The 21,123-nt window shown below is 65.4% G+C and carries 19 protein-coding genes; 8 read left to right on the forward strand and 11 right to left on the reverse strand.

Annotation, left to right across the window (positions count from 1 at the left end):
- The coding region (locus NFX52_RS22520; RefSeq protein WP_121419413.1) for a CmpA/NrtA family ABC transporter substrate-binding protein at positions 1 to 1,241 on the reverse strand (1,241 nt) is incomplete at its 3' end.
- Positions 1,242 to 1,761: 520 nt separating this feature from the next.
- A complete protein-coding gene (locus tag NFX52_RS22525) occupies positions 1,762 to 2,388 on the reverse strand; it encodes an ANTAR domain-containing response regulator (protein WP_055400291.1) in 627 nt (208 codons plus the stop codon).
- A gap of 205 nt (positions 2,389 to 2,593) precedes the next feature.
- Here NFX52_RS22525 and NFX52_RS22530 point away from each other — a divergent pair, with 205 nt between their 5' ends.
- Both NFX52_RS22530 and tsaD read left to right on the forward strand, forming a co-directional pair.
- Positions 2,594 to 3,760 (forward strand): branched-chain amino acid ABC transporter substrate-binding protein, encoded by a 1,167-nt coding sequence (locus NFX52_RS22530; protein WP_055400246.1) that lies wholly within the window; start codon positions 2,594 to 2,596, stop codon positions 3,758 to 3,760.
- A gap of 110 nt (positions 3,761 to 3,870) precedes the next feature.
- Positions 3,871 to 4,911 (forward strand): tRNA (adenosine(37)-N6)-threonylcarbamoyltransferase complex transferase subunit TsaD, encoded by a 1,041-nt coding sequence (gene tsaD, locus NFX52_RS22535; RefSeq protein ID WP_055400248.1) that lies wholly within the window; start codon positions 3,871 to 3,873, stop codon positions 4,909 to 4,911.
- Between the two features lie 65 nt (positions 4,912 to 4,976).
- Here the strand turns inward: tsaD and NFX52_RS22540 are convergent, their stop codons facing one another.
- Genes NFX52_RS22540 through NFX52_RS22565 form a run of 6 tightly spaced genes read right to left on the reverse strand, consistent with a single transcriptional unit; the run spans position 4,977 to position 10,964 of the window.
- On the reverse strand, positions 4,977 to 6,428 hold the full coding sequence (locus tag NFX52_RS22540; RefSeq protein ID WP_055400250.1) for an aldehyde dehydrogenase: 1,452 nt from the start codon (positions 6,426 to 6,428) through the stop codon (positions 4,977 to 4,979).
- 45 nt (positions 6,429 to 6,473) lie between these two features.
- Positions 6,474 to 7,184, reverse strand: coding sequence for an ABC transporter ATP-binding protein (locus NFX52_RS22545; protein WP_055400252.1), 711 nt, complete (start codon positions 7,182 to 7,184; stop codon positions 6,474 to 6,476).
- Entirely contained in the window at positions 7,181 to 7,951 is a 771-nt protein-coding gene (locus tag NFX52_RS22550) for an ABC transporter ATP-binding protein (RefSeq protein WP_055400254.1), read from the reverse strand. The genes NFX52_RS22545 and NFX52_RS22550 overlap by 4 nt, the downstream gene beginning before the upstream one ends.
- Positions 7,944 to 8,876: a branched-chain amino acid ABC transporter permease gene (locus NFX52_RS22555; protein WP_055400256.1), complete on the reverse strand. Its 933-nt coding sequence runs from the start codon at positions 8,874 to 8,876 to the stop codon at positions 7,944 to 7,946. Before NFX52_RS22555 ends, NFX52_RS22550 begins: the two co-directional genes overlap by 8 nt.
- Complete coding sequence (locus tag NFX52_RS22560; protein WP_055400258.1) at positions 8,873 to 9,751, reverse strand: branched-chain amino acid ABC transporter permease; 879 nt, start codon at positions 9,749 to 9,751, stop codon at positions 8,873 to 8,875. Before NFX52_RS22560 ends, NFX52_RS22555 begins: the two co-directional genes overlap by 4 nt.
- 4 nt (positions 9,752 to 9,755) lie before the next feature.
- Positions 9,756 to 10,964: an amino acid ABC transporter substrate-binding protein gene (locus NFX52_RS22565; RefSeq protein ID WP_055400260.1), complete on the reverse strand. Its 1,209-nt coding sequence runs from the start codon at positions 10,962 to 10,964 to the stop codon at positions 9,756 to 9,758.
- Positions 10,965 to 11,183: 219 nt separating this feature from the next.
- Between NFX52_RS22565 and NFX52_RS22570 the strand changes: the two genes are divergently transcribed.
- The 5 genes from NFX52_RS22570 (at position 11,184) to NFX52_RS22590 (ending at position 17,388) form a co-directional block, all read left to right on the forward strand.
- Entirely contained in the window at positions 11,184 to 12,164 is a 981-nt protein-coding gene (locus NFX52_RS22570) for an AraC-like ligand-binding domain-containing protein (protein ID WP_055400262.1), read from the forward strand.
- 349 nt (positions 12,165 to 12,513) lie between these two features.
- Entirely contained in the window at positions 12,514 to 13,959 is a 1,446-nt protein-coding gene (locus tag NFX52_RS22575; RefSeq protein WP_082437540.1) for an efflux transporter outer membrane subunit, read from the forward strand.
- Between the two features lie 62 nt (positions 13,960 to 14,021).
- A complete protein-coding gene (locus tag NFX52_RS22580) occupies positions 14,022 to 15,410 on the forward strand; it encodes an efflux RND transporter periplasmic adaptor subunit (RefSeq protein WP_055400264.1) in 1,389 nt (462 codons plus the stop codon).
- The gene (locus tag NFX52_RS22585) at positions 15,407 to 16,183 is read left to right on the forward strand and encodes an ABC transporter ATP-binding protein (protein WP_055400266.1); all 777 of its coding nucleotides are present in this window, start codon (positions 15,407 to 15,409) and stop codon (positions 16,181 to 16,183) included. The genes NFX52_RS22580 and NFX52_RS22585 overlap by 4 nt, the downstream gene beginning before the upstream one ends.
- Complete coding sequence (locus NFX52_RS22590) at positions 16,183 to 17,388, forward strand: ABC transporter permease (RefSeq protein ID WP_055400268.1); 1,206 nt, start codon at positions 16,183 to 16,185, stop codon at positions 17,386 to 17,388. The genes NFX52_RS22585 and NFX52_RS22590 overlap by 1 nt, the downstream gene beginning before the upstream one ends.
- Before the next feature lie 83 nt (positions 17,389 to 17,471).
- Here the strand turns inward: NFX52_RS22590 and NFX52_RS22595 are convergent, their stop codons facing one another.
- Entirely contained in the window at positions 17,472 to 17,864 is a 393-nt protein-coding gene (locus tag NFX52_RS22595; protein ID WP_055400270.1) for an Hsp20/alpha crystallin family protein, read from the reverse strand.
- A 92-nt stretch (positions 17,865 to 17,956) separates the two neighbouring features.
- Between NFX52_RS22595 and NFX52_RS22600 the strand changes: the two genes are divergently transcribed.
- On the forward strand, positions 17,957 to 19,303 hold the full coding sequence (locus NFX52_RS22600; protein WP_055400272.1) for a branched-chain amino acid ABC transporter substrate-binding protein: 1,347 nt from the start codon (positions 17,957 to 17,959) through the stop codon (positions 19,301 to 19,303).
- Positions 19,304 to 19,373: 70 nt separating this feature from the next.
- Here the strand turns inward: NFX52_RS22600 and NFX52_RS22605 are convergent, their stop codons facing one another.
- Both NFX52_RS22605 and NFX52_RS22610 read right to left on the reverse strand, forming a co-directional pair.
- Positions 19,374 to 20,144 carry an ABC transporter permease gene (locus tag NFX52_RS22605; protein ID WP_369801391.1) on the reverse strand — a complete coding sequence of 257 codons (771 nt, stop codon included), beginning with the start codon at positions 20,142 to 20,144 and terminating at the stop codon, positions 19,374 to 19,376.
- Entirely contained in the window at positions 20,141 to 21,121 is a 981-nt protein-coding gene (locus NFX52_RS22610) for an ABC transporter ATP-binding protein (protein WP_055400274.1), read from the reverse strand. Before NFX52_RS22610 ends, NFX52_RS22605 begins: the two co-directional genes overlap by 4 nt.
- Between the last annotated feature and the right edge of the window lie 2 nt (positions 21,122 to 21,123).

A 21,123-nucleotide genomic window follows, 5' to 3' on the forward strand; every position in this document is an offset into this window, starting at 1 on the left:
GCCTTGATCTTGAAGCTGTCGGCGTACTTGGCGGGGTCTTTGCCGTCCCACACCACGCCGTCCATGAGCTTGGCGGTGCGCATCGGGTCCTTGGGCACGTTGATCTTCATGGCGCTGGCAACCGACTTGTACAGGTCCACCTGGTTGATCTCTTTGGCCACGGCCAGGTAGTCGGGGTGGCTCTTGATCAAACCCCAGCGCTTGTGCTGCGTCAGGAACCACATACCATCCGACAGGTAGGGGAAGTTCACCGCGCCGTCGTTGAAGAATTTCATGTGGTTGGGATCGTCCCAGGTCTTGCCCATGCCGTTCTGGTAGCGGCCCAGGATGCGCTGGTTGATGGCGTCCACGCTGGTGTTGATGTAGGACTTCTGGGCCACCGTTTCGGCCATCTTCATCTTGTTGGACAGGCTGGCGTCAATCCACTGGCTGGCTTCCAGCACGGCCATCATCACGGCGCGGGTGGTGTTGGGGTTCTTCTTGACGAAATCGGCCGAGGTGCCCAGCACCTTCTCGGGGTGGTCCTTCCAGATGTCCTGGGTGGTGTTGGCGGTCACTCCGATGCCATCCATGATGGCGCGGTGGTTCCAGGGTTCGCCCACGCAGAATCCATCCATGTTGCCCACGCGCATGTTGGCCACCATCTGGGGTGGCGGCACGGTGATCAGCTTGGCGCCCGACAGCGGGTTGATGCCGGCGGCGGCCAACCAGTAGTGCATCCACATCGCGTGGGTGCCGGTCGGGAAGGTGCCTGCGAAGGTGTACTCGCGCTTGTTGGCGGCCATGAACTTGGCCAGGGACGGGCCATCCACCGCGCCCTTGTCGGCCAGTGCCTTGGACAGCGTGATCGCCTGGCCGTTGTTGTTCAGGCTCATTAGAACGGCCATGTCCTTCTTGGGGCCGGCCGTGCCCATGTGCACGCCATACACCAGGCCATACAGCACGTGGGCAAAGTCGAGTTCGCCATTCACCAGCTTGTCGCGCACACCGGCCCACGACGCTTCCTTGGTGGGGATGATGGTCACGCCATACTTCTTGTCAAAGCCCAGCACCGAGGCCATCACCACGCTGGCGCAGTCGGTCAGCGGGATGAAGCCAATCTTCACTTCCTTCTTCTCGGGGGCGTCCGAGCCCTGGGCGTGCACCAGGGCACGCAGGGCGGGGCTCACGCCCACGGCGCCCACGGTGGCGGCCTGCAGTACGGTGCGGCGGTTGAGGCTGGTTTTCAACAGATCGGTCATGGGGCGGTTCCTCGGTGCGTTAGAAAACAAAAAAGGCGTCCTCCCCTGGCCTGGTTGCATGCGCAAACGAGCTTCGGAGAGGGACGCCTTTGTCCATGGCAAAGCCCATTGGGGGGCTTTGTGTCAGCACCGGCCCGCCATTGGGTCAGTGCTGTCAGTGGTGGGACCGTCTTTGGTCTTGCCAGGGTTAATGCAAGCAGCGTGCCAGACTTTTTCATACCGGCCTTGCTCCAATACAGCGCATGATCTGCTACCAAATTCGTAGCTGCTTGTGCTTATTTATCAAGCGGTATTGGCCAGTTTGGCTTGAAAATTTGTGGAGATGGTGCGCGCGCCGAGTGCTGCACTGCATTTGTGCGGCGCACCATTTGGGAGAAGCCGGTGGACCCGGGCGCGACCCAGGCGAGGGATGCCAAGCAAGGGCCGCCCCGCAGCGAGGGCATCGTCCCCCTTCCCGAATTGCGCAGCGATTCGAGAGAAGGGGGAAGCGGCGCAGCCGCTCAGGGGGTTGTCCCTATCTCTACCCCAGCAGATCCATCAAATCGAGCATGCGCTGGGCCACGTCCACCAGCTTGAGGCCCTTGTCCATGGCCGTCTTGCGCAGTTTCTCGTACGCGGCCTGTTCGCTCAGGCCCTGGCGCTGCATCAGCAGGCCCTTGGCACGGTCGATGGTCTTGCGGTCTTTGAGTTCGGTCTTGGCGTCGGCTAGCTCGGCGCGCAGGGCCTGCTCGTGCTGGAACCGCGCCATGGCCACGTCCAGAATGGGGCGGATGCGCTGGGGTGCCAGGCCCGCCACGATGTAGGCCGACACGCCCGCCGCCACCGCGTCCTTCACGTGTGAGGTGTCCTCGTCGTTGGTGAACATCACGATCGGGCGCCGCTCGTCGCGCGTGGCCATCACCACATGTTCGAGCGCGTCGCGCGCCTCGCTTTCTGCGTCCACGATGATGAGGTCGGGCTGCAGCTGGGCGATGCGCTCGCTCAGGAAGACATCGGCAGGCAGGGTGGCCACCAGGTTGAAGTTGTTCTCCAGCAACCCAATGCGCAGCGCCCGCGACCGTTCCGCCTGAAGTACGGCGTGTTCGTCGGCGGGGTCGGCGACTGCCAGATCCGGGGCAACCACCACGATGCGCAGAGACTCGTTCATACCCAGGAGCATAAGCAATTTTTACGCCACAAAATGGTGCATCGAAGCGGTGCGTTCCGGGGCTGCAGGCTGGCAGCAGGTTGTGGCAGCTTCCAAGGCCTGAAACTTGCTAATAGTTTGTCGATGGGCAGGGCATACCCGATAGCAGCTACCCGGTCGCATCGCATATACATCTGGTCACATTGACCCATTCAAGAGGATTTGCATGAACAAGCACATTGACCGGCGGCGTATCTCTGCCGGCTTGGCCCTGACCACCGTGGCGGTATCCGCGCTGCTGGTGCTGACAGGCTGCAGCAAGGTGCCCGACACCATCAAGATCGGCGTGGCCCAGCCCCTCTCCGGCCCCTTGGGCGCGCTGGGGCAGGATTTGCTCAACGGCGTCAACCTGGCCGTGGCAGAACTGAACAAGGGTGGCTACACCGTGGACGGCAAACGTGTGACGCTGGAGGTGGTTTCGGTGGACGACAAGGCCGACGCCGCCACCGGCAAGACCGTGGCGCAGCAGCTGGTGGACTCGGGCGTGGTTGCGGTGATCGGGCACCTGAATTCGGGGGTGAGCATTGAGACGGCTCCGATATACGCCGCCAAGGACATCGCCCAGATCGCCATCTCCACCAACCCCAAGTTCACGCAACTCGGCTTCCCAACCACCTTCCGCATGGTGGCCAATGACACCTTGCAGGCGCGCGCTATCGGCTCGTTTGCCGCCACACAGCTGGGTGCCGCCCGCTACGCCGCGCTGGACGATGGCACGCCTTACGGCAAGGGTCTGGCCGACGGGGCTGCCGAGCAGCTCAAGGCCGAAAAGAAGGAAGTGGTGGTGCGCAAGTCGTTTGACGACAAGACGGTGGCTTTCGACGAACTGGCTGGCGAGCTGAAGGCCGCCAAGGTCGAGGTCATCGTGTCCACCCTCAACGACTTTCAGGCCCTGGCTCTGCTCGAAGCCCTGCGCAAGGTTGACCACACCAAGGTCAGCCTGTTGGGTGGGGACACCATCAAGACCACCGACATGACGAAGGCCATGGGCATGGTCGAAGGCGTCTACGCCACATCGCCCGTACTGGAAGCCAAGGAGTTCACCACCGGCAAGCCCTTCCTCGAAAAGTACATCGAGGCCTACAAGAAGCCACCGGCCTATGGCGGCCACTACAGCTACGACAGCACCTATGTGCTCTCAGCCGCCATCCAGAAGGCCAAGTCGGCAGATCCGAAATCGATCACCAAGGCCATGCACAGCATCAACGGCTATGCGCCCGTGATCGGCACCATGACCTGGGACGACAAGGGCGAGCAGCGCTACGGCGCCGTGGGTGTGTATGAACTGCGCAGCGGAAGCTGGGAACTGCGCATGCGTTCGGACCGCTGGTAGCCAAGCCACCAGGTCGTCAGGCGCCATCCATCCGCACAACCCCTGCTGGTGACTGCCAGCAGGGGTTTCTGCATCCGACCCTGAACGGGGCCGGGTTTTACACTCGGGGCATGAGCTTGCTGATCCTCGGTATTGAATCTTCGTGCGACGAAACGGGCGTGGCATTGGTCCGTTCTACGGGCAATGCCGTGCCCACGTTGCTGTCGCACGCGCTGCACAGCCAGATTGAGATGCACCAGGCCTACGGTGGCGTGGTGCCCGAGTTGGCCAGCCGCGACCACATCCGACGCGTGCTGCCGCTGGCCACGCAGGTGCTGACCGAGTCCGGCCAGACGCTGGCCGATGTGGACGTGGTGGCCTACACCCGCGGCCCGGGCTTGGCCGGTGCGCTGCTGGTAGGGGCGGGCGTGGCCTGTGCGTTGGGTGCTGCGCTAGATAAACCGGTGCTGGGCGTGCACCACCTGGAGGGGCACCTGCTGTCGCCCTTCCTCAGCGCCGACCCGCCTGAATTCCCTTTTGTGGCTCTGTTGGTGTCGGGCGGCCACACCCAGCTGATGCGTGTGGATGGCGTGGGCCGCTACGAGATTCTGGGTGAGACCATTGACGACGCTGCGGGCGAGGCGTTCGACAAGTCCGCCAAGCTCATGGGCCTGGGCTACCCGGGTGGGCCAGCGCTCTCGCGCCTGGCTGAGCAGGGCGATGCCGCAGCCTTCAAACTGCCGCGCCCGCTGTTGCACAGTGGCAACCTCGATTTCTCTTTTGCCGGGCTCAAGACCGCGGTGCTCACGCAGGCCAAGAAGCTGGGCGATGAGCTGGAGGCACGCAAGGCCGACTTGGCGGCGAGCACCGAGGCTGCGATTGTCGAAGTGCTGGTGAAGAAGACCCTGGCCGCGCTCAAGCAGACCGGCCTGAAACGTGTGGTGGTCGCCGGTGGCGTAGGGGCCAACCGGCACCTGCGTGCGCAGCTCAACGCGGCCTGCGCGGCTGCCAAGGTGCGCGTGCACTACCCCGAGCTGCATCTGTGCACCGACAACGGCGCCATGATTGCCATGGCGGCAGCCATGCGTTTGCAGGCTGGGCAGCAGCAGGCCAACACCGACTACGCCTTTGACGTGAAGCCGCGCTGGCCGCTGGATGCGATCACAGTTTGATGTTTGAGCGAAAAATGGCCGCTAGCGCTTGTCTAGAGAGCGCCAGCAGCTATCTTTTTTGAACTTCAGAAGGGGTAGTGGCGCGGCGTGGTCTGCACCGTGATCCAGCGCAGCTCGGTGAACTCCCGCACGCCGGCCATGCCGCCAAAGCGGCCGTAGCCCGAACTCTTCACGCCCCCAAAAGGCATCTGGCCTTCGTCGTGCACGGTCGGACCGTTGACGTGGCAGATGCCCGACTCGATGCGGGCCGCCACGTTCCAGGCCTTGGCCACATCGCGGCTGAATACGGCAGACGAAAGACCGAACTCGTTGTCGTTGGCGCAGGCAATGGCTTCTTCCACGCCGTTCACGCGCACCACAGGTTTGACGGGGCCGAACGACTCCTCGCGGTAGATCAGCATCTCGGCCGTTACATGGTCGAGCACCGTAGCCTGCATCAGCGTGCTGTCGCTCTTGCCGCCACACACCAGTTTGGCACCCTTGGCCAGCGCGTCGTCGATCATTGCGTTGCAGCGGTGCACGGTGGCCATGTCCACCACCGATCCCAGCACCACCGGGCCCTTGCGCGGGTCGCCAAGGGGCAGAGCCTTGGCGCGCTCGCCCAGCTTGGTCACAAACTCGTCGGCCACAGCGTTGTCCACGATGATGCGTTCAGTGGACATGCAGATCTGGCCCGAGTTTGCGAAGGCGCCAAACACCGTTCCTGCCACGGCGGCGTCGATGTCGGCATCGTCCAGCACCAGCAGCGGGGCCTTGCCGCCCAGCTCCAGCACCACGGGCTTGAGGTACTTGGCACAGGTTTGCGCAATGATGCGGCCCACCTTGGTGGAACCGGTGAAGTTGATGCGGCGCACGGTCGGGTGGGCCACGATGGCCTCGACCACGGCGCCTGCGTCAGCGGGTGCGTTGGTCACAAAGTTCACCACACCGGCAGGCAAACCAGCCTCCTGCAGCGCCTCGATGATGAGGCCGTGCGTGGCGGGGCACAGCTCAGAGCCTTTCAGGATCACCGTGTTGCCGCAGGCCAGCGGCGTGGCGATGGCACGCACACCCAGGATGACCGGTGCGTTCCACGGCGCAATGCCCAGCACCACGCCAGCCGCCTGGCGCACGCCCATGGCCAGGCTGCCGGGCACGTCGGACGGGATCACTTCGCCCGCAATCTGTGTGGTCAGTGCGGCGGCTTCTTGCAGCAGGCCAGCGGCCAAGTGCACGTTGAATCCTGCCCACATGCCGGAGGCGCCGGTCTCGGCAGCCATGGCCACCGCAAAGTCAGCTGTCCGGGCTTCGAGGGCGTGCGCAGCTTTGAGCAGCATTGCGCGGCGCGCGCTGGGCCCCAGGGCGGACCAGGCGGGGAAGGCCTTGGCAGCGGCGTCGGCCGCAGCCACGGCATCGGCCACGGTGGCAGCGGGTGCGGTGGTGGCGACCGATCCGTCCAGCGGGTTGCGGCGCTCAAACGTGGCGCCGCCCGTGGCTTGCACGCGCTCGCCGTTGATCAGCATGGAAATGGCAGTCATTGAAAGCTCCTGAAAAAGAACAGATAAAAAGGGGGAAAGAGGTATTCAGGTCACGCCCAGATAGGCTTGGCGCACCACGTCGGACTTCAGCAAGTCAGAGGCTTCGCCAGACGCCACAATGCGCCCGCGCTCCAGCACATAGCCGCGCTGCGCGATCTGCAACGCCTTGCGCACGTTCTGTTCCACCATGAGCACGGTGACGCCCTGTGCGGCGATGCGCTGCACGATGGCCAGCAACTCATCGACCATGCGCGGCGCCAGACCCAGCGAGGGCTCGTCCAGCATCAACAGGCGCGGGCCGCTCATCATGGCGCGGGCCACAGCCACCATCTGCTGCTCGCCGCCGCTCATGGTGCCTGCGAGCTGTGCGGCGCGTTCCTTGAGGCGGGGAAAGTCTTCAAACGCTTGGTGCAACCGCTCGACGCGCACCCGCGACGGCACCAGCCAGCCGCCCAGCTCCAGGTTCTCGGTCACCGTCATCTGCGGGAACAGCTGGCGACCTTCGGCGACCAACGCCAGGCCGCGTTGCACGCAGGCCGAGGCGTTCATCGCAGGCACGGCCTGCCCGTCGAGCGTCACCGTGCCCTGGCGCGGCAGCAGGCCCGCCAGGGCCTTGAGCAGCGTGGTCTTGCCCGCGCCGTTGGGGCCCACGATGACGGTAATGCCGGGCGCTGCCTCCAGCGTCAGGTCCTGCAGCACCTGAAAGCCGTGGTAGCCCGTCATCAGGTTCTGCACGGTAAGGTGGGCGCCGATCATGCTGTGGCTCCTTGCTCTGCGTGGGCTGCGTTGTGGGTCATCTCGTCACCCAGGTAGGCCTCGATCACCTGCGGGTCGCGCACCACCTCGGCGGGTGTGCCGTCGGCGATCTTGCGGCCCTGGTGTAGCACCAGCACGCGCTCCACGTACTTGAGCAGCGTGGTCACCGCGTGCTCGATCCACACCACCGTCAGGCCCCAGTCATCGCGCAGGCGGCGGATGCGCTGGGCCATGGCGTCCACCTCGGTCTCGGTCAGCCCGGCAGCTACCTCGTCGAGCAGCAGCAGACGTGGGCGTGTGCCCAGGGCCATGCCGATCTCCAGCAGGCGTTGTTGCGACGGCGTCACGTCCGCAGCCGGGCGGTCGGCCAGGTGTGCCAGGCCCAGCATGGCGAGGATATCGTCCTCGCTGCGCAGACCTGCAGGCCCCTGGCGGTGGCGGCCCGCGAACTGCATGCCAAAGCGCACGTTGTCGCGCACCGTCATGTCGGGGAACACTCTGGGTGTCTGGAAGGTGCGTGCAATGCCGTGCGCTGCGTAGTGGTGCGGGCCTTTGCCCGTTAGGTCGTCGCCGCCGCAGTGCAGCGTGCCCGAGGTGGGCGGCTGCACGCCCGAGATGGCGTTGAAAAACGTGGTCTTGCCCGCACCGTTGGGGCCGATGATGCCGATCAGCTCGCCCGTGTGCAGCGTGGCGCTCACGCCATCCACGGCAGTCAGGCCGCCAAAGCGCACGGTCACGCTGTCAATGGTCAAAAGTGCTTCAGCCATGATGCGCCTCCGCAGCAGGCTTGCGCCGTAGCCACAGCGTGGCCAGGCCATTGGGCAGGTACATCACGCACAAAATCAGCAGCAGGCCCAGCACCATCATGTAGCCGTAGGGCAGCTGTAGGCGCAGCGTTTCGGCCAGCAGGCTGAACACGATGGCCGCCAGGATGGGGCCGCCAATGCTGGTCGCGCCGCCAATCAGTGCGATCAGCACCGTCTGGAAGCCGATGAAGGGGCTGAACACCGCTGCGGGCTCGATGTACGTCCAGCGCACGGCCATGGCCGCGCCCACGGCGCCTGCAAAGGCGGCGGTGATGCCAAAGCCCGCGATCTTGGCCAGGCGCGTGTCTACCCCCAGCGTTTGTGCGCGCTGCTCGTCGGCACCGATGCCCGACAGCGCCAGGCCGAAACGGCTGCGCTGGATGGCAATGGATGCAGCAATGGCGGCTGCGGCGATCAGCAGCACGGTGAGGTACACCGTCTCATTGCTGGGCACCACCGTAAGCACGCGGCCCACCGTGCCCGACACCTGCTTTTCGACAAAGGTGACGGCGTGGCGGATCAACTCGGTCATGCCGAAGGTGAGCACCGCAAAGTAGGTGCCGCGCAGGTGCAGCACGGCAGCCCCCATCACCACGGCCACGATGGTGGCGATCAGTGCGCCGCTCAGAATCACCAGCGGCCAGGGCAGTACGCCCAGCAGCGTGGCGCTGGTGTACGCACCAATGCCGAAGAAGGCCGACGTAGCGAGTGAGAGGTAGCGGGTGGCACCGCAGAACAGCGACCAGCTGGTGGCCAGCGCGATGTACATCAGGCAGCTGAGCAGCACCGAGGTGGCGAACTCGGACACCAGCCAGGGCAGGGTGCCGACCACGGCCACGCCCACTGCGAGCGCAAGCCAGGGCTTGTTGGAAGGGATGAGTTTCATTTCTTGCTAAACAAACCGTTGGGGCGCCAGATCAGCACGCCGATGAATACCGCATAGCTCAGCAGCATCTTGAGAGACGGGCTGCTGAAGTGCATGCCCAGCGCCTCGACCACGCCCAGCAGCAGGCCACCGGCCAGACTGCCCGCCAGGCTGCCGAAGCCGCCCAGCGTGATGACGATCAGCGCCGTCACGGTGTACGGCTCACCCATCGACGGAGAAATCTCATACGTCATGGACAGCAGCGCACCCGCCACGCCCGACAGGCCCAGGCCAATGCCAAACATCATGGGGTGCAGGCGCCGCGTGTTGATGCCCACCAGCTGCGCGCCCGTGGGCGACTGCATCAGCGCCCGCACGGCCTTGCCCAGCAGCGTGAGCTTGAGCAGCGCGATCAGCGCGGCCGACAGCGCCAGCGCCACGCCAAACAACACCAGCTTGTTTTCAGTGAAGCGCATGCCCGCAATCTGCACCGGGTCGGCCAGGTATTCGTACCCACGCAGGTCACCACCCCAGATCAGGAGCGCGGTGTTCTGCACCAGGAACATCAGGCCAAAGCCCACCATCAGGCTGCGCGCCTCGAACACGTCCACATTGGGTGCGCGGGCGGCCAGGCGCTTGAAGCACAGCGCATGCACCACCACGCCCAGCGCAAACAGCGCGATGAAAGCCAGCGGCATGAGCAGCAGCGGCGAGATGTCCCACAGGGTGTGCGCGGACCAGGTGAGGAAGGCGCCCAGCATCAGGAACTCGCCATGCGAGATGTTCATGATGCGCATCAGCCCGTACTGCAGGTTCAGGCCCATGGCCACCAGCGCATAGATACCGCCTGTAATGAGGCCACTGGCGACCAGTTCGGCCCAGGAAGTCAGAGACACTTTGTTATTTCCAGGCTGGTTTCGCGGTGTTCAACTGCGCCGTGGCACGGTCCTTGGGCCACACGACTTCGAAGTCGCTGCCCTGCCACTGGCTCACGGTGCCGGGGATGGCGGCGTTCTCGCTGCCCTGGAATCGAATACCACCCAGGATGGTTTGGAACTCGTTCTTGGCGATGTGTTCGCGCAGTGCCTTGCGGTCCAGGCCCACCTTTTCCACGGCCTGCTGCAGGATCTGCAGGCCGGCCCACGCGTGGCCGCTGGCCCAGCGGTCGGGCTCCTTGTTGAACTTCTTTACGTGGGCGTCGAAGTACGCCTTGGCCTCGGGGCTCGTCTTCACGCTCCACGAGCCCATGCCGATCACGCCCTCGGTGTTGGCCTGCATCACGTTCTTGTAGAGCTGGAAGGCCGTGCCCACCGATGCGTAAAAGAACTTGGGGTTCAGGCCCACCTCGCGCGCCTGGCGGCTGGCCAGGATGGTGTCGGGCGGGTAGGTGATGCCGATGAAGGCTTCGGGGTTCTGGTCCTTGATGCCGCGCAGCACGGGGGCCAGGTCCTTCACGCCCAGGGGGTAGCTCTTGCGCTCCAGCACCTGGATGCTGGTCTTCTTGAGGGCGTTGTTCAGCGCGGCGAAGTTCTCCAGGCCAAACAGGTCGTCCATGTAGACAATGGCAATGGTCTTGACGTTGTTGGCCACCAGCATGTCCACCAGCGCGCCCATCATCTTGTCGGGCTGCTGCAGCAGCGAGAAGAAGTAGGGCAGGTTCATGTCGATGAGCTTGCGCGACAGCGCCGTGGGCGCCAGCAGCGGGTAGCCGAAGCGGTTGGCCAGCGGTGCAATGGCGAAGTTGGCGCCCGAACCCCAGGGCGGCAGGATCAGGTCCACCTTGTCGCTGCCCATGAGCTTTTCGTAGGTGCGCACGCAGGTCTCGGTCTCGCTGCGATCGTCGTAGCCAATGAGTTCGATGGGGCGCTTGGTGCCCTTCACGCTCAGGCCACCCGCCGCGTTCACCTGCTCGGCCCACAGCAGGTAGTTGGGCTCCTGGCTCACCTGGGCACCGGCCGCCCAGGGGCCGGTGCGGGCGATGGCGTAGCCGATGCGCACGGGTGCCGCGCTGCTGCCCTGGGCCCACAGCTGGGGCGCCACGGCCAGGGTGCCGACCGTGGCGGCGGCGCCCTTGATCCACTGGCGCTTGGAGGGTTGGTGTGCTGTCATTGTGTGTCTCCTCGGATGGGGCCTGCGTGGTGCACGCCGTGCCGGGAATCGTAGGCAGACGCGTTCATGCGTGCTGCGCTCAGCGTGCACAAAACGCTTGCCTCAGCGTGCAGACGGCAGCGGGTTTACCCGGATTTCCCTCGGTGGCGCGGGGTAACGGGGCGTCCGATAATTCAGCCGCATAACCATCAGGCTTGCGCAACCCGCACTGGAGACACCATGGCCCACCCCCTGACCGAGGTATCCACCGACGCTGTGCCTGCGCGCGACCGCCTGCACCTCTGGGGCGATGCGGTGTGGCGCCTGATTGGCGGGCTGGAGTCCGACGCGTTTGGTGACGATGCCTTTGCAGGCCACATCACCTCGGGCCAGGCGGGCTATGTGAACCTGTGTCAGCTGGACGTGAGCCGCCACCGCGTGGTGCGCACCCCCAGCCTCATTCGGGGCAGCGACCGGGCTTACATCAAGGTGGTGGCGCAGCTGGAGGGGCGCGCGTGCTTTGAGCAGAACGGTCGCCAGGTATGGTTGTCGCCGGGTGAGTGGAGCGTGTACGACACCACACGCGCCTACGCCGTGAGCAACCCCGAGGCCGTGCGCCAGATGGTGCTGATGATCCCCAAGGAACAACTGCCCGAGCGCAAGCTCAAGCTCGATGACCTGATGGTGCAGCGGTTCTCGGGCACCAGTGGCGTGTCGCGCCTGGCCTGGGACACCATGCGTGCCGCCTTCGCCGAGCTGCCCACCATGTCCGACGCCGCCGCCGATGGTGTGGCCGATGTGATCACGCACCTTGTGCAGCTGTCGCTGCTGGAGCGCAACGGGCAGCAGAGCCTGCTGTCGCAGCGTGAGGCCCTGCGTGACCGCATCAGCCAGTACATCGACCGCCACCTGGGCGACCCCGACCTCACCATCGACCGCATGGCCCAGGCGCTCAACTGCAGCAAACGGCACCTGTACAACGCGGTGGCTGATGACGAGGAAACCCTGGCCGCGATGATCCAGCGCCGCCGCCTGGAGGCCTGTCTGCGCGACCTGCGCCACCCGGCGCATGCGCAGCGCTCGGTCACCGACATTGCGCTGTCCTGGGGCTTCAGCAACAGCGCGCATTTCAGCCGCGCGTTCCGCTCGCATGTGGGGTGCAGCCCCAGCGAGTACAGGGTGCGAACGGGGCTGTCTCTGGGCTTGGCGCACGCGCACTGAGGGCCAGGTGTCCCGAGGCGGAGATTCGTTTTATAAAGACGCCGAGAATCGTCGCCATTCAGCGTTGCAAATCCTCGCGATAGCTACGGCTATCGCTGCGGTTTGCGCCTTGCCTGACGATTTCGGCATCTTTCTTTCATCAACGAACTTCCAACTCGGGACACTCGCGAGGCGGCCATCGGCCGTCTGTCCGCTGGCGAACCGATAGCAATGTTTTTTGATAGGGCCACGCCGGTGGATGGTGACGCCTTTGCGTTGCATCAATTCTTTACCTGGGGTTGACCCTTTCGGTACGTTTTGACCTGAATGGCTCCTCACAATCGGGTTTTCCCTCGAGCGATGCCTTTCCATGAGTCCTTCCCATCGCGTCACTGCCGACGTCCTGCGCGCCCACCCCAGGTGCAGCGCACCGCGTGTACAGATAGCGCTCGCCACGCTGCTGGTATTGGTGATCTCGGGCTGTGCAAGCCTGGAGCCCGAGGATAGCCAGTTGCCCGCCGTCGCCGTGCCAGCGGCGTGGGCTGCGGGCGCGGGTGGCAATACAACTCCCGATCAGGGTGCCACTTCTTTGGCCCAGTGGTGGCAGCGTTTTGACGACCCTTCGCTCACCACGCTGGTAGAACAAGCCCTGCGGGCCAACACCAGCGTACGTACCGCCCAGGCGTCGTTGCAGCAGGCGCGCGCCCAGGTGGATGTGCAATCGGCCGGTCTGTTGCCCAGCGTGGGTGCATCGGCCTCTGCGCAGCGCAGCCGGGCTAACAACAGCACGGGCAACACCTTCCAGGCCGGTTTTGATGCGAGCTGGGAGCCCGATGTGTTTGGCCGCCTGCGCAGCGGCGTGAGCGCCAGCGAGGCTGACGCCCGCGCGGCAGAGGCCAGCCTGGCGGACGTTCAGGTATCGCTGGCTGCCGAGGTGGCCGTCAACTACATCGAGCTGCGCGGGCTGCAGCAGCGCTTGGCCATTGCGCGCAGCAACCTGGCCAGCCAGCAGGAGACCTTGCAGATCACCCAGTGGCGCCTGCAGGCCGGGCTCACCACCTCGCTCGTCACCGAGCAGGCCCGTGCAGCGGCCGAGCAGACCGCCGCGCAGATTCCCAGCCTGGAAGCCAGCCTGGCGCAGTCGCGCTACAGCCTGGCCGTGCTGACAGGCCAGGTGCCTGGCGCGCTCGACGCTACTCTGGCCGCCAGTGCCCCCGTGCCTCAGCCGACCGCAGAGCTCGCCCTGGCGATCCCAGCCGAGACGCTGCGCCAACGCCCCGATGTGCGTGCGGCCGAGCAGCGCATTGCAGCCGCCCTGGCGCGCTTGTCGCAGGCCGATGCGGCGCGCTACCCCAGCTTCTCCCTCGGTGGCTCCCTGGGCCTGCGTGCCCTCACGCTGGGCGCGTTGTCGGGGGGCAGTGCGGTAACCAGTGCCTTGCTGGGCAGCGTGTCCATCCCGCTGCTGGACGGGGGGGCCGCCCGCGCGCAGGTGCGTGTGCAGTCTGCCGCGCTGGAGCAGGCCCGCGTGGCCTACGAAGCCACCGTGCTCACGGCCCTGCAGGATGTGGAGAACGCGCTGGTGGCCTTGCGTGGCGACCGGGAAAAGCTGGAGCGACTGGCGGCCGCCGCAGACGCCGCCCGCAACGCCGCGCTGCTGGCGCAGCAGCGCTATAGCAGCGGATTGATTGACTTTCAGGCGGTGCTGGAGACGCAGCGCACGCTGCTGTCCACCCAAGAGAGCGTGGCCACCACCACCGCTGCCGTCGCGGCAGACCATGTGCGCCTCTACAAGGCCTTGGGGGGCGGCTGGCAATAGCCGCCTTGCTTATCCAGCCCCCTGTCCTTATCGCCAGCCCCCCAATCTCTGATTCACGTCCCATGCCAAACACCGACACCCCTGCGACATCCACACCCGCCAAGGCGGCCCCCGCCGACCTGAGCGCCTTGTTGGGCGCTGACCGTCCGCGCCGCTGGTGGCAGCGCACTACCGTGTGGCTGGGGGTGGCCGCGCTCGTGGTGGTGGGCGGTGGCTTGTATGCCTGGCAATCGCGCCAGAGCGCCAGCACTGCACCCACCTATGTCACCGAAGAGCTGCGCCGGGGCAATCTCACACTCACCGTGTCGGCCAATGGCACGCTGCAGCCCACGCGCTCGGTCACCATTGGCAGCGAGTTGTCAGGCACGGTGCGCAATGTGCTGGTGGATGTGAACGACAAGGTCAAGAAGGGGCAGCTGCTGGTGGAGCTGGACACCGCCAAGCTCGAATCGCAGGTGCTGCGCTCGCGCGCCTCGCTGGCGTCGGCGCAGGCCCGCCTTGCCCAGGCCGTGGCCACCACCAAGGAGGCCATTGCCAACTTTGGCCGGCTCGAAGAAGTGGCCCGCCTGTCCGGCGGCAAGGTGCCCTCGGCCTCCGAGCTGGACGCAGGCCGCGCCACGCTGGACCGCGCCCGCGCTGACGAGACCAGTGCACGTGCCACGGTGGAGGACGCACGCGCCGCGCTGTCCACCGACGAGACAAACCTGTCCAAGGCCTCCATCCGCTCGCCCATCGACGGCGTGGTGCTGACCCGCACGGTGGAGCCTGGCAACGCCGTGGCCGCTTCGCTGCAGGCCGTGACGCTCTTCACCGTGGCCGAAGACCTCACGCGGCTGCGCCTGGATGTGAGCGTGGACGAAGCCGATGTGGGTTCGGTCAAGGTGGGGCAGGACGCGAGCTTTACGGTCAGCGCCTATCCCTCGCGCCGCTACCCGGCCCAGGTCACGCGGGTGTCGTTTGGTTCCACCAAGACGGACAACGTGGTCACCTACATCACCTGGCTGGAGGTGAACAACAGCGACATGAGCCTGCGCCCCGGCATGACGGCGGCGGCCACCATCACCTCCACCGAGCGCAAGGATGTGCTGCTGGTGCCCAACACGGCGCTGCGCTTCACGCCTGCGCAGGCCGCAGGGGCCGATGCGAAACCCGGGGCGGGTGGCGCCAAGCCCGGCGCATCGGGCAGCGGCAGTGGTGGCGGCATCATGTCGCAGCTCATGCCGCGCATGCCACGGTCTGGCTCGGGCCCACGCAAACCGGGTGCGGGGGGCGAGGCGGGCGATGGCGCGGGCAAGACGCGGCAGGTGTGGGTGCTGCAGGACGGCGCTGCCAAGCCCATCGATGTGCAGGTGGGCATCAGCGATGGCCGCCATACCGAGGTCACGGGCGAGGGCCTCACGCCCGGCATGGCCGTGATCACCGACCAGCGCGCGGCAGGGGCCAAGCCATGAGCGTGGCGGGCGACACCCCCATCATCCGCCTGCGTGGCGTGACCAAGGTCTATGGCGAAGGGGCGCTGGCCTTTCAGGCGCTCAAGGGCGTGGACCTGGACATTGCGCAGGGCGACTTTGTGGCCATCATGGGCCCCAGCGGCTCGGGCAAGTCCACGGCCATGAACACGCTGGGCTGCCTGGACCGGCCCACCACGGGCGAATACCTGTTCAAGGGCGTGCATGTGGAGTCGCTCTCGCGCGACGAGCGGGCACGGCTGCGGCGGCGCTACTTTGGCTTTGTGTTCCAGGGCTTCAATCTGCTGGCGCGCACCTCGGCGCAAGAGAACGTGGAGCTGCCTCTGCTGTACCGGGGCGAGTCCGCCACCGCGCGCCACGCGGCGGCCGCGCGTGCGCTGGAAGCGGTGGGCCTCAAGGGTTGGGAACACCACACGCCCGCCGAGCTGTCGGGCGGGCAGCAGCAGCGCGTGGCCATTGCGCGCGCCATCGTCACCGAGCCCGATGTGCTGCTGGCCGACGAGCCCACCGGCAACCTCGACACCCAGCGCAGCTTCGAGATCATGGAACTGCTGTGGCGCCTGAATGTGGACCATGGCATCACCGTGCTGATGGTCACGCACGAGCCCGACATGGCGCAGTACGCGCGGCGCATCGTGCGGTTTGTGGATGGCGTGGTGGACAGCGACGCGCCCAACCCGCACCCCAAGGGCCTGGACGCTGATGCGGTATCGACCGCAGCGGCCGTGGTCGCCTCGGATTCAGGGGGCCACTGATGCTGCTCAACACCCTGCTGCTCGCGCTGCGCTCTATCCGGCGCAATCTCATGCGCTCGTTCCTCACCATTCTGGGTATCGTGATCGGCGTGAGCGCGGTGATCACCATGGTCACGCTGGGCAATGGCGCCACGCTGGCCATCCAGAACCAGATCTCGGGCCTGGGTACCAACCTGCTACAGGTGCGCCCCGGCCAGCGCATGGGGCCCGGCGGTGGCTCGGGTGCCCCGGCCTTCAAGGACACCGATGCCGACATGATCGCCCAGCAGATCGGCGGCATCCTGGCCGTGGCACCCGAGGCGCGAGCTGGCGCCACCGCCGTGGTGGGCGGGCGCAACTGGACGACCAGTGTGATCGGCAGCACCAACGCCTGGCTGGAGACCGGCAACTGGACCGTGCGCACGGGCCGCGTCTTTACCGATGCCGAATTGCGCGCGGGCGCCGCCGTGTGCCTGATCGGCGAGACCGTGCGGCGCGAGCTGTTTGGCACCGCAGATGCCGTGGGCGGCCAGCTGCGCGTGAAGGCGTTTTCGTGCGAGGTGGTGGGCGTGCTCGCGTCCAAAGGGCAGGGCGCGTTCGGCAATGATCAGGACGACACCGTGCTGGTGCCCCTGCGCACGCTGCAGCGCCGCGTGACCGGCAACACGCGGGTGCAGACCCTGCTGGTGTCGATGAAGGACGGCAGCGACCCCGAGCGCGTGAAGGCCAGCCTCACCCAGCTGCTGCGCGAGCTGCGCAAGTTGTCGGATTCGGACGAAGACAACTTCAACGTGCTCGACACCAAGCAGCTGGCCGACACGCTCTCAGGCACCACCAAGGTGCTGACCACGCTGCTGGGCGCAGTGGCCGCCGTGAGCCTGCTGGTGGGCGGCATCGGCATCATGAACATCATGCTGGTGAGCGTGACCGAGCGCACGCGCGAGATCGGCCTGCGCCTGGCTATTGGCGCGCTGGAGCGCGAGGTGCTGCTGCAGTTTTTGATCGAGGCCGTGGTGCTGGCCGCGCTGGGTGGGCTCATCGGCATCGTGCTGGCCACGGGCGCGTCCCTGGCGCTATCGGGGCTGATGGGGGTGCCCTATCTTTTCAACCCCGGGGTAAATCTGCTGTCGTTCCTTTTCTCTGCGGGCATTGGCGTGGTGTTTGGCTACTTCCCCGCACGGCGCGCTGCTCGCATGGACCCCATCGATGCGCTGCGGCACGAGTAATGCAGCGGTCTTGAAAAGGGAATCTGCATGAAAAACGCCCGTACCGCTTATGGCACGGGCATTTCTAGCTATCAATTCAATAGTTAGTGAATCGTCAGCGTGGTGGCCTTGCTGGCAGGCTCCACTTTGGCCAGGGTCAGTGTCAGTACGCCGTTTTCCAGCTTGGCGCTGCTGTGGGCGGCATCGATGTCAGCGGTCAGTTCCCAGGCGCGCTGCACCTGGCGCGGGGCTCCTTCCACACTTTGCAGGCGCACAAGGTTCCCTTCAATGCTGATCTGCAACTGCTCGCGGGCCAGGCCGGGCACATCCAGCTGCAAGGTGGTCGCTTTGTCGTCCTGCGTGACAGTGCAGCCTGCTGCAGAACGTGCGGCAGCGGGGTCGGCCAGCGTGCCCATCAGAAAACGCTGCAGTGCCTGGTCGGCGGAACGGGGTGCTTGGGCGTAGGCGGCGCGGCGGATCACGGGGGCGAAGATCATGGGGTACTCCTATACACTGCGCGGCTCTCGACGTGGTCGCCGCATGCCAAAGAGGTGTGTGCGGCCACACCGCATTTCAAGGGAAAAATGGCATGAATAAATTGCACTCCGTGGGCTTGAAAACAGGCGCAGCGGCATTACGTCAATCCGTTTTGGCCGCAGCAGCCACGCTGTGCTGCGTGCTGCTGCCGGTGTCCGCCAGCCATGCCCAGGCTGCAGCGCCAGCCACTGCCGTGGCGCAGGCCAAGCCCGTGAAGGTGGCGCTCATCGAAAGCCTGTCGGGCGCATTTGCCAACACGGGCGAAGCGGTTTACCGCAACATCTACTGGGCCATGGAACGTGTGAACGCGCGGGGTGGCGTGCAGTTGCCAGCCGCTGCGGGTGGCCCCCGCCCGCTGGCGCTGGAGCGCTACGACAGCAAGGGCCAGAACGAAGAGGCGCTGTCGGCCCTGCGTGCGGCCATCGACGATGGCGCGCAGGTCATCCTGCAGGGCAATTCATCGGCTACGGCGGCGGTGCTGATCGAGGCGATCAACAAACACAACGAGCGCGAGCCGAACAAGCGCGTGATTTTTCTGAACTACTCGGCGGTGGACCCCATCCTCACCAACGAGAAGTGCAGCTTCTGGCACTTTCGTTTTGACGCCCATGCCGACATGCGCATGGCCGCGCTCATGGATGTGATGCGCGAGGAAAAAAATCTCAAGAGCGTGTACCTCATCGGCCAGGACTACAGCTTTGGCCAGGCCGTGCTGCGCGAGGCCAAGAAGCAACTGGCCGCACAACGCCCCGATGTGGCGGTGGTGGGTGATGAGCTGCACCCCGTGGGCCGCGTGAAGGACTTTGCGCCCTACGCCGTGAAGATCAAAACCAGCGGCGCGCAGGCTGTGATCACGGGCAACTGGGGCAACGACCTGACCCTGCTGGTGAAGGCCGCGCGTGAAGTCGGCTACGAGGGCAGCTTCTACACCTTCTATGGCAACGCGCTGGGTGCGCCCGCTGCCATGGGCGATGCAGGCATTGGCAAGGTGGTGGCTGTGGCCGACTGGCTGCCCAATGTGCCAGGCGCCCAGAGCGAGGCGTTCTACCAGTCTTTCCGCGAGCGTTTTCCCAAGCCGCAGGACGACTACGTGCACATGCGCATGCAGCTCATGGTGGAGGCCCTTGCCCAGTCCATCGAGCGTGCGGGCAGCACCGACGCCGTGGCCGTGGCGCGCCAGATGGAGAAGGCCGATGTGCGGCTCTCGGGCCAGGGCGGCAGCATGCGCGCAGCGGACCACCAGTTCCAGCAGGCGCTGGTGGTGGGCGTGATGGACAAAAAAGGCGCGCCGGGCGTGAAGTTTGATGTGGAAGGCTCTGGCTACGGCTTTCGCGTGGTGCGGCAGATTCCTGCTGCCAAGGCGCAGCAGCCGCACAGCTGCAGCATGCAGCGGTATTGAGCCCACGTCCTGAACCGTTCACGCTGAGTCCGCCGAAGGGCTCAGCGTGAATGTTTTTGGGGCGGCGGGCTCAACGCCGGATGCGGCGCCCCGTCTTGAACACCCACCACACCACGACGAGGCACGCGGCCATGAACACCAGCGTCATGCCCGTGCTCACGCCAATGTGGACATCGGCCTGGCCATAAAACGCCCAGCGCAGTCCGCTGATGAGATAGACCACCGGGTTGAACAGCGAAACGGTCTGCCAGAACGGTGGCAGCATGTTGATGCTGTAGAACGCCCCGCCCAGAAAGGTCAGCGGCGTGATCACCAGCAGCGGGATGACCTGCAGCTTTTGAAAGCTGTCGGCCCACAGGCCGATGATGAAACCGAACAGGCAGAACGTGACGGCGGTGAGTACGAGGAAGCCCACCATCCACACCGGGTGCGCCACTTCGTAGGGCACAAACACCCGGGCCGTGGTGAGGATGAGCACCGACACCAGCAGCGACTTGCTGGCCGCTGCGCCCACGTAGCCCAGCAGCACCTCCACCCAGTTCACAGGTGCGCTGAGCAACTCGTAGATGGTGCCGGACCACTTGGGCATGTAGATGCCGAAGGCCGAGTTGGAAATGCTCTCGCTCAATAGCGACAGCATGAGCAGCCCGGGGATGATGTAGGCGCCGTAACTTACGCCGCCGATGTCGCCCATGCGCGAGCCGATGGCAGAGCCGAACACGATGAAGTAGAGAGCGGTGGTGAGCACCGGCGCGATCAGGCTCTGCATCCAGGTGCGAAACGCACGGTTCATCTCAAAGCGGTAGATGGCGCTGACGCCATGCCAGTTCAGGCCGTTCATGCTTGGGGTGCTTTCTGCTGAGGGGTGTCCTGGTGCACCAGGCTCACAAAGATGTCTTCGAGCGAGCTTTCGCTGGAGTGCAGATCCTTGAAGTCAATGCCGTGCTCGGCCAGTGCGCGCAACAGTGCGGCAATGCCCGTGTCCTCCTGCTGCGTGTCGAAGGTGTAGGTCAGCGCGGTGCCGCCCTGGCTCAGCACGAGCGGCCAGCGTGCCAGCGCGTCGGGCACTTGGTCCATCGGCTGCTGCAGGGTGAGCGTGAGCTGCTTCTTGCCCAGCTTGCGCATCAGCACGTCCTTGTCTTCCACCACGATCAGCTCACCCTTGCGAATCACACCGATGCGGTCGGCCATGTCTTCGGCCTCTTCGATGTAGTGGGTGGTGAGGATGATGGTGGTTCCCGCGTCGCGCAATTCGCGCACCAGGCGCCACATGTCATGGCGCAGCTCCACGTCGACGCCAGCACTGGGTTCGTCCAGAAACAGGATTTTGGGCTCGTGCGACAGCGCCTTGGCGATCAGCACGCGGCGCTTCATGCCGCCCGACAGCGCGAGGATCTTGCTGTCCTTCTTGTCCCACAGCGACAGGTCCTTGAGGATCTTCTCGATGAAGGCCGGGTTGGGCGCCTTGCCAAACAGACCCCGGCTGAAGTTGACCGTGGCCCACACGGTTTCAAACGAATCGGTGTGCAGCTCTTGCGGCACCAGGCCAATGGCCGCGCGGGCGGCTCGGTAGTCGTGCACGGTGTCGTGGCCGTCTGCGGTGATGAAGCCAGCCGTGGCATTGCTCATGCCGCAGATCACGCTGATGAGCGTGGTCTTGCCCGCGCCGTTGGGCCCGAGCAGGGCAAAAATCTCGCCGCGCCGGATGTCCAGGTCGATGTTCTTGAGCGCCTGAAAGCCGCCCGCGTAGGTTTTGCTCACGCCGCGCACCTGGACGATGGCGTCCACAGCGGGCGTTGGAGAAGGTGATACAGGCATGA

This window comes from Acidovorax facilis (assembly GCF_023913775.1).
Taxonomy (GTDB): Bacteria; Pseudomonadota; Gammaproteobacteria; order Burkholderiales; family Burkholderiaceae_C; genus Acidovorax; species Acidovorax facilis.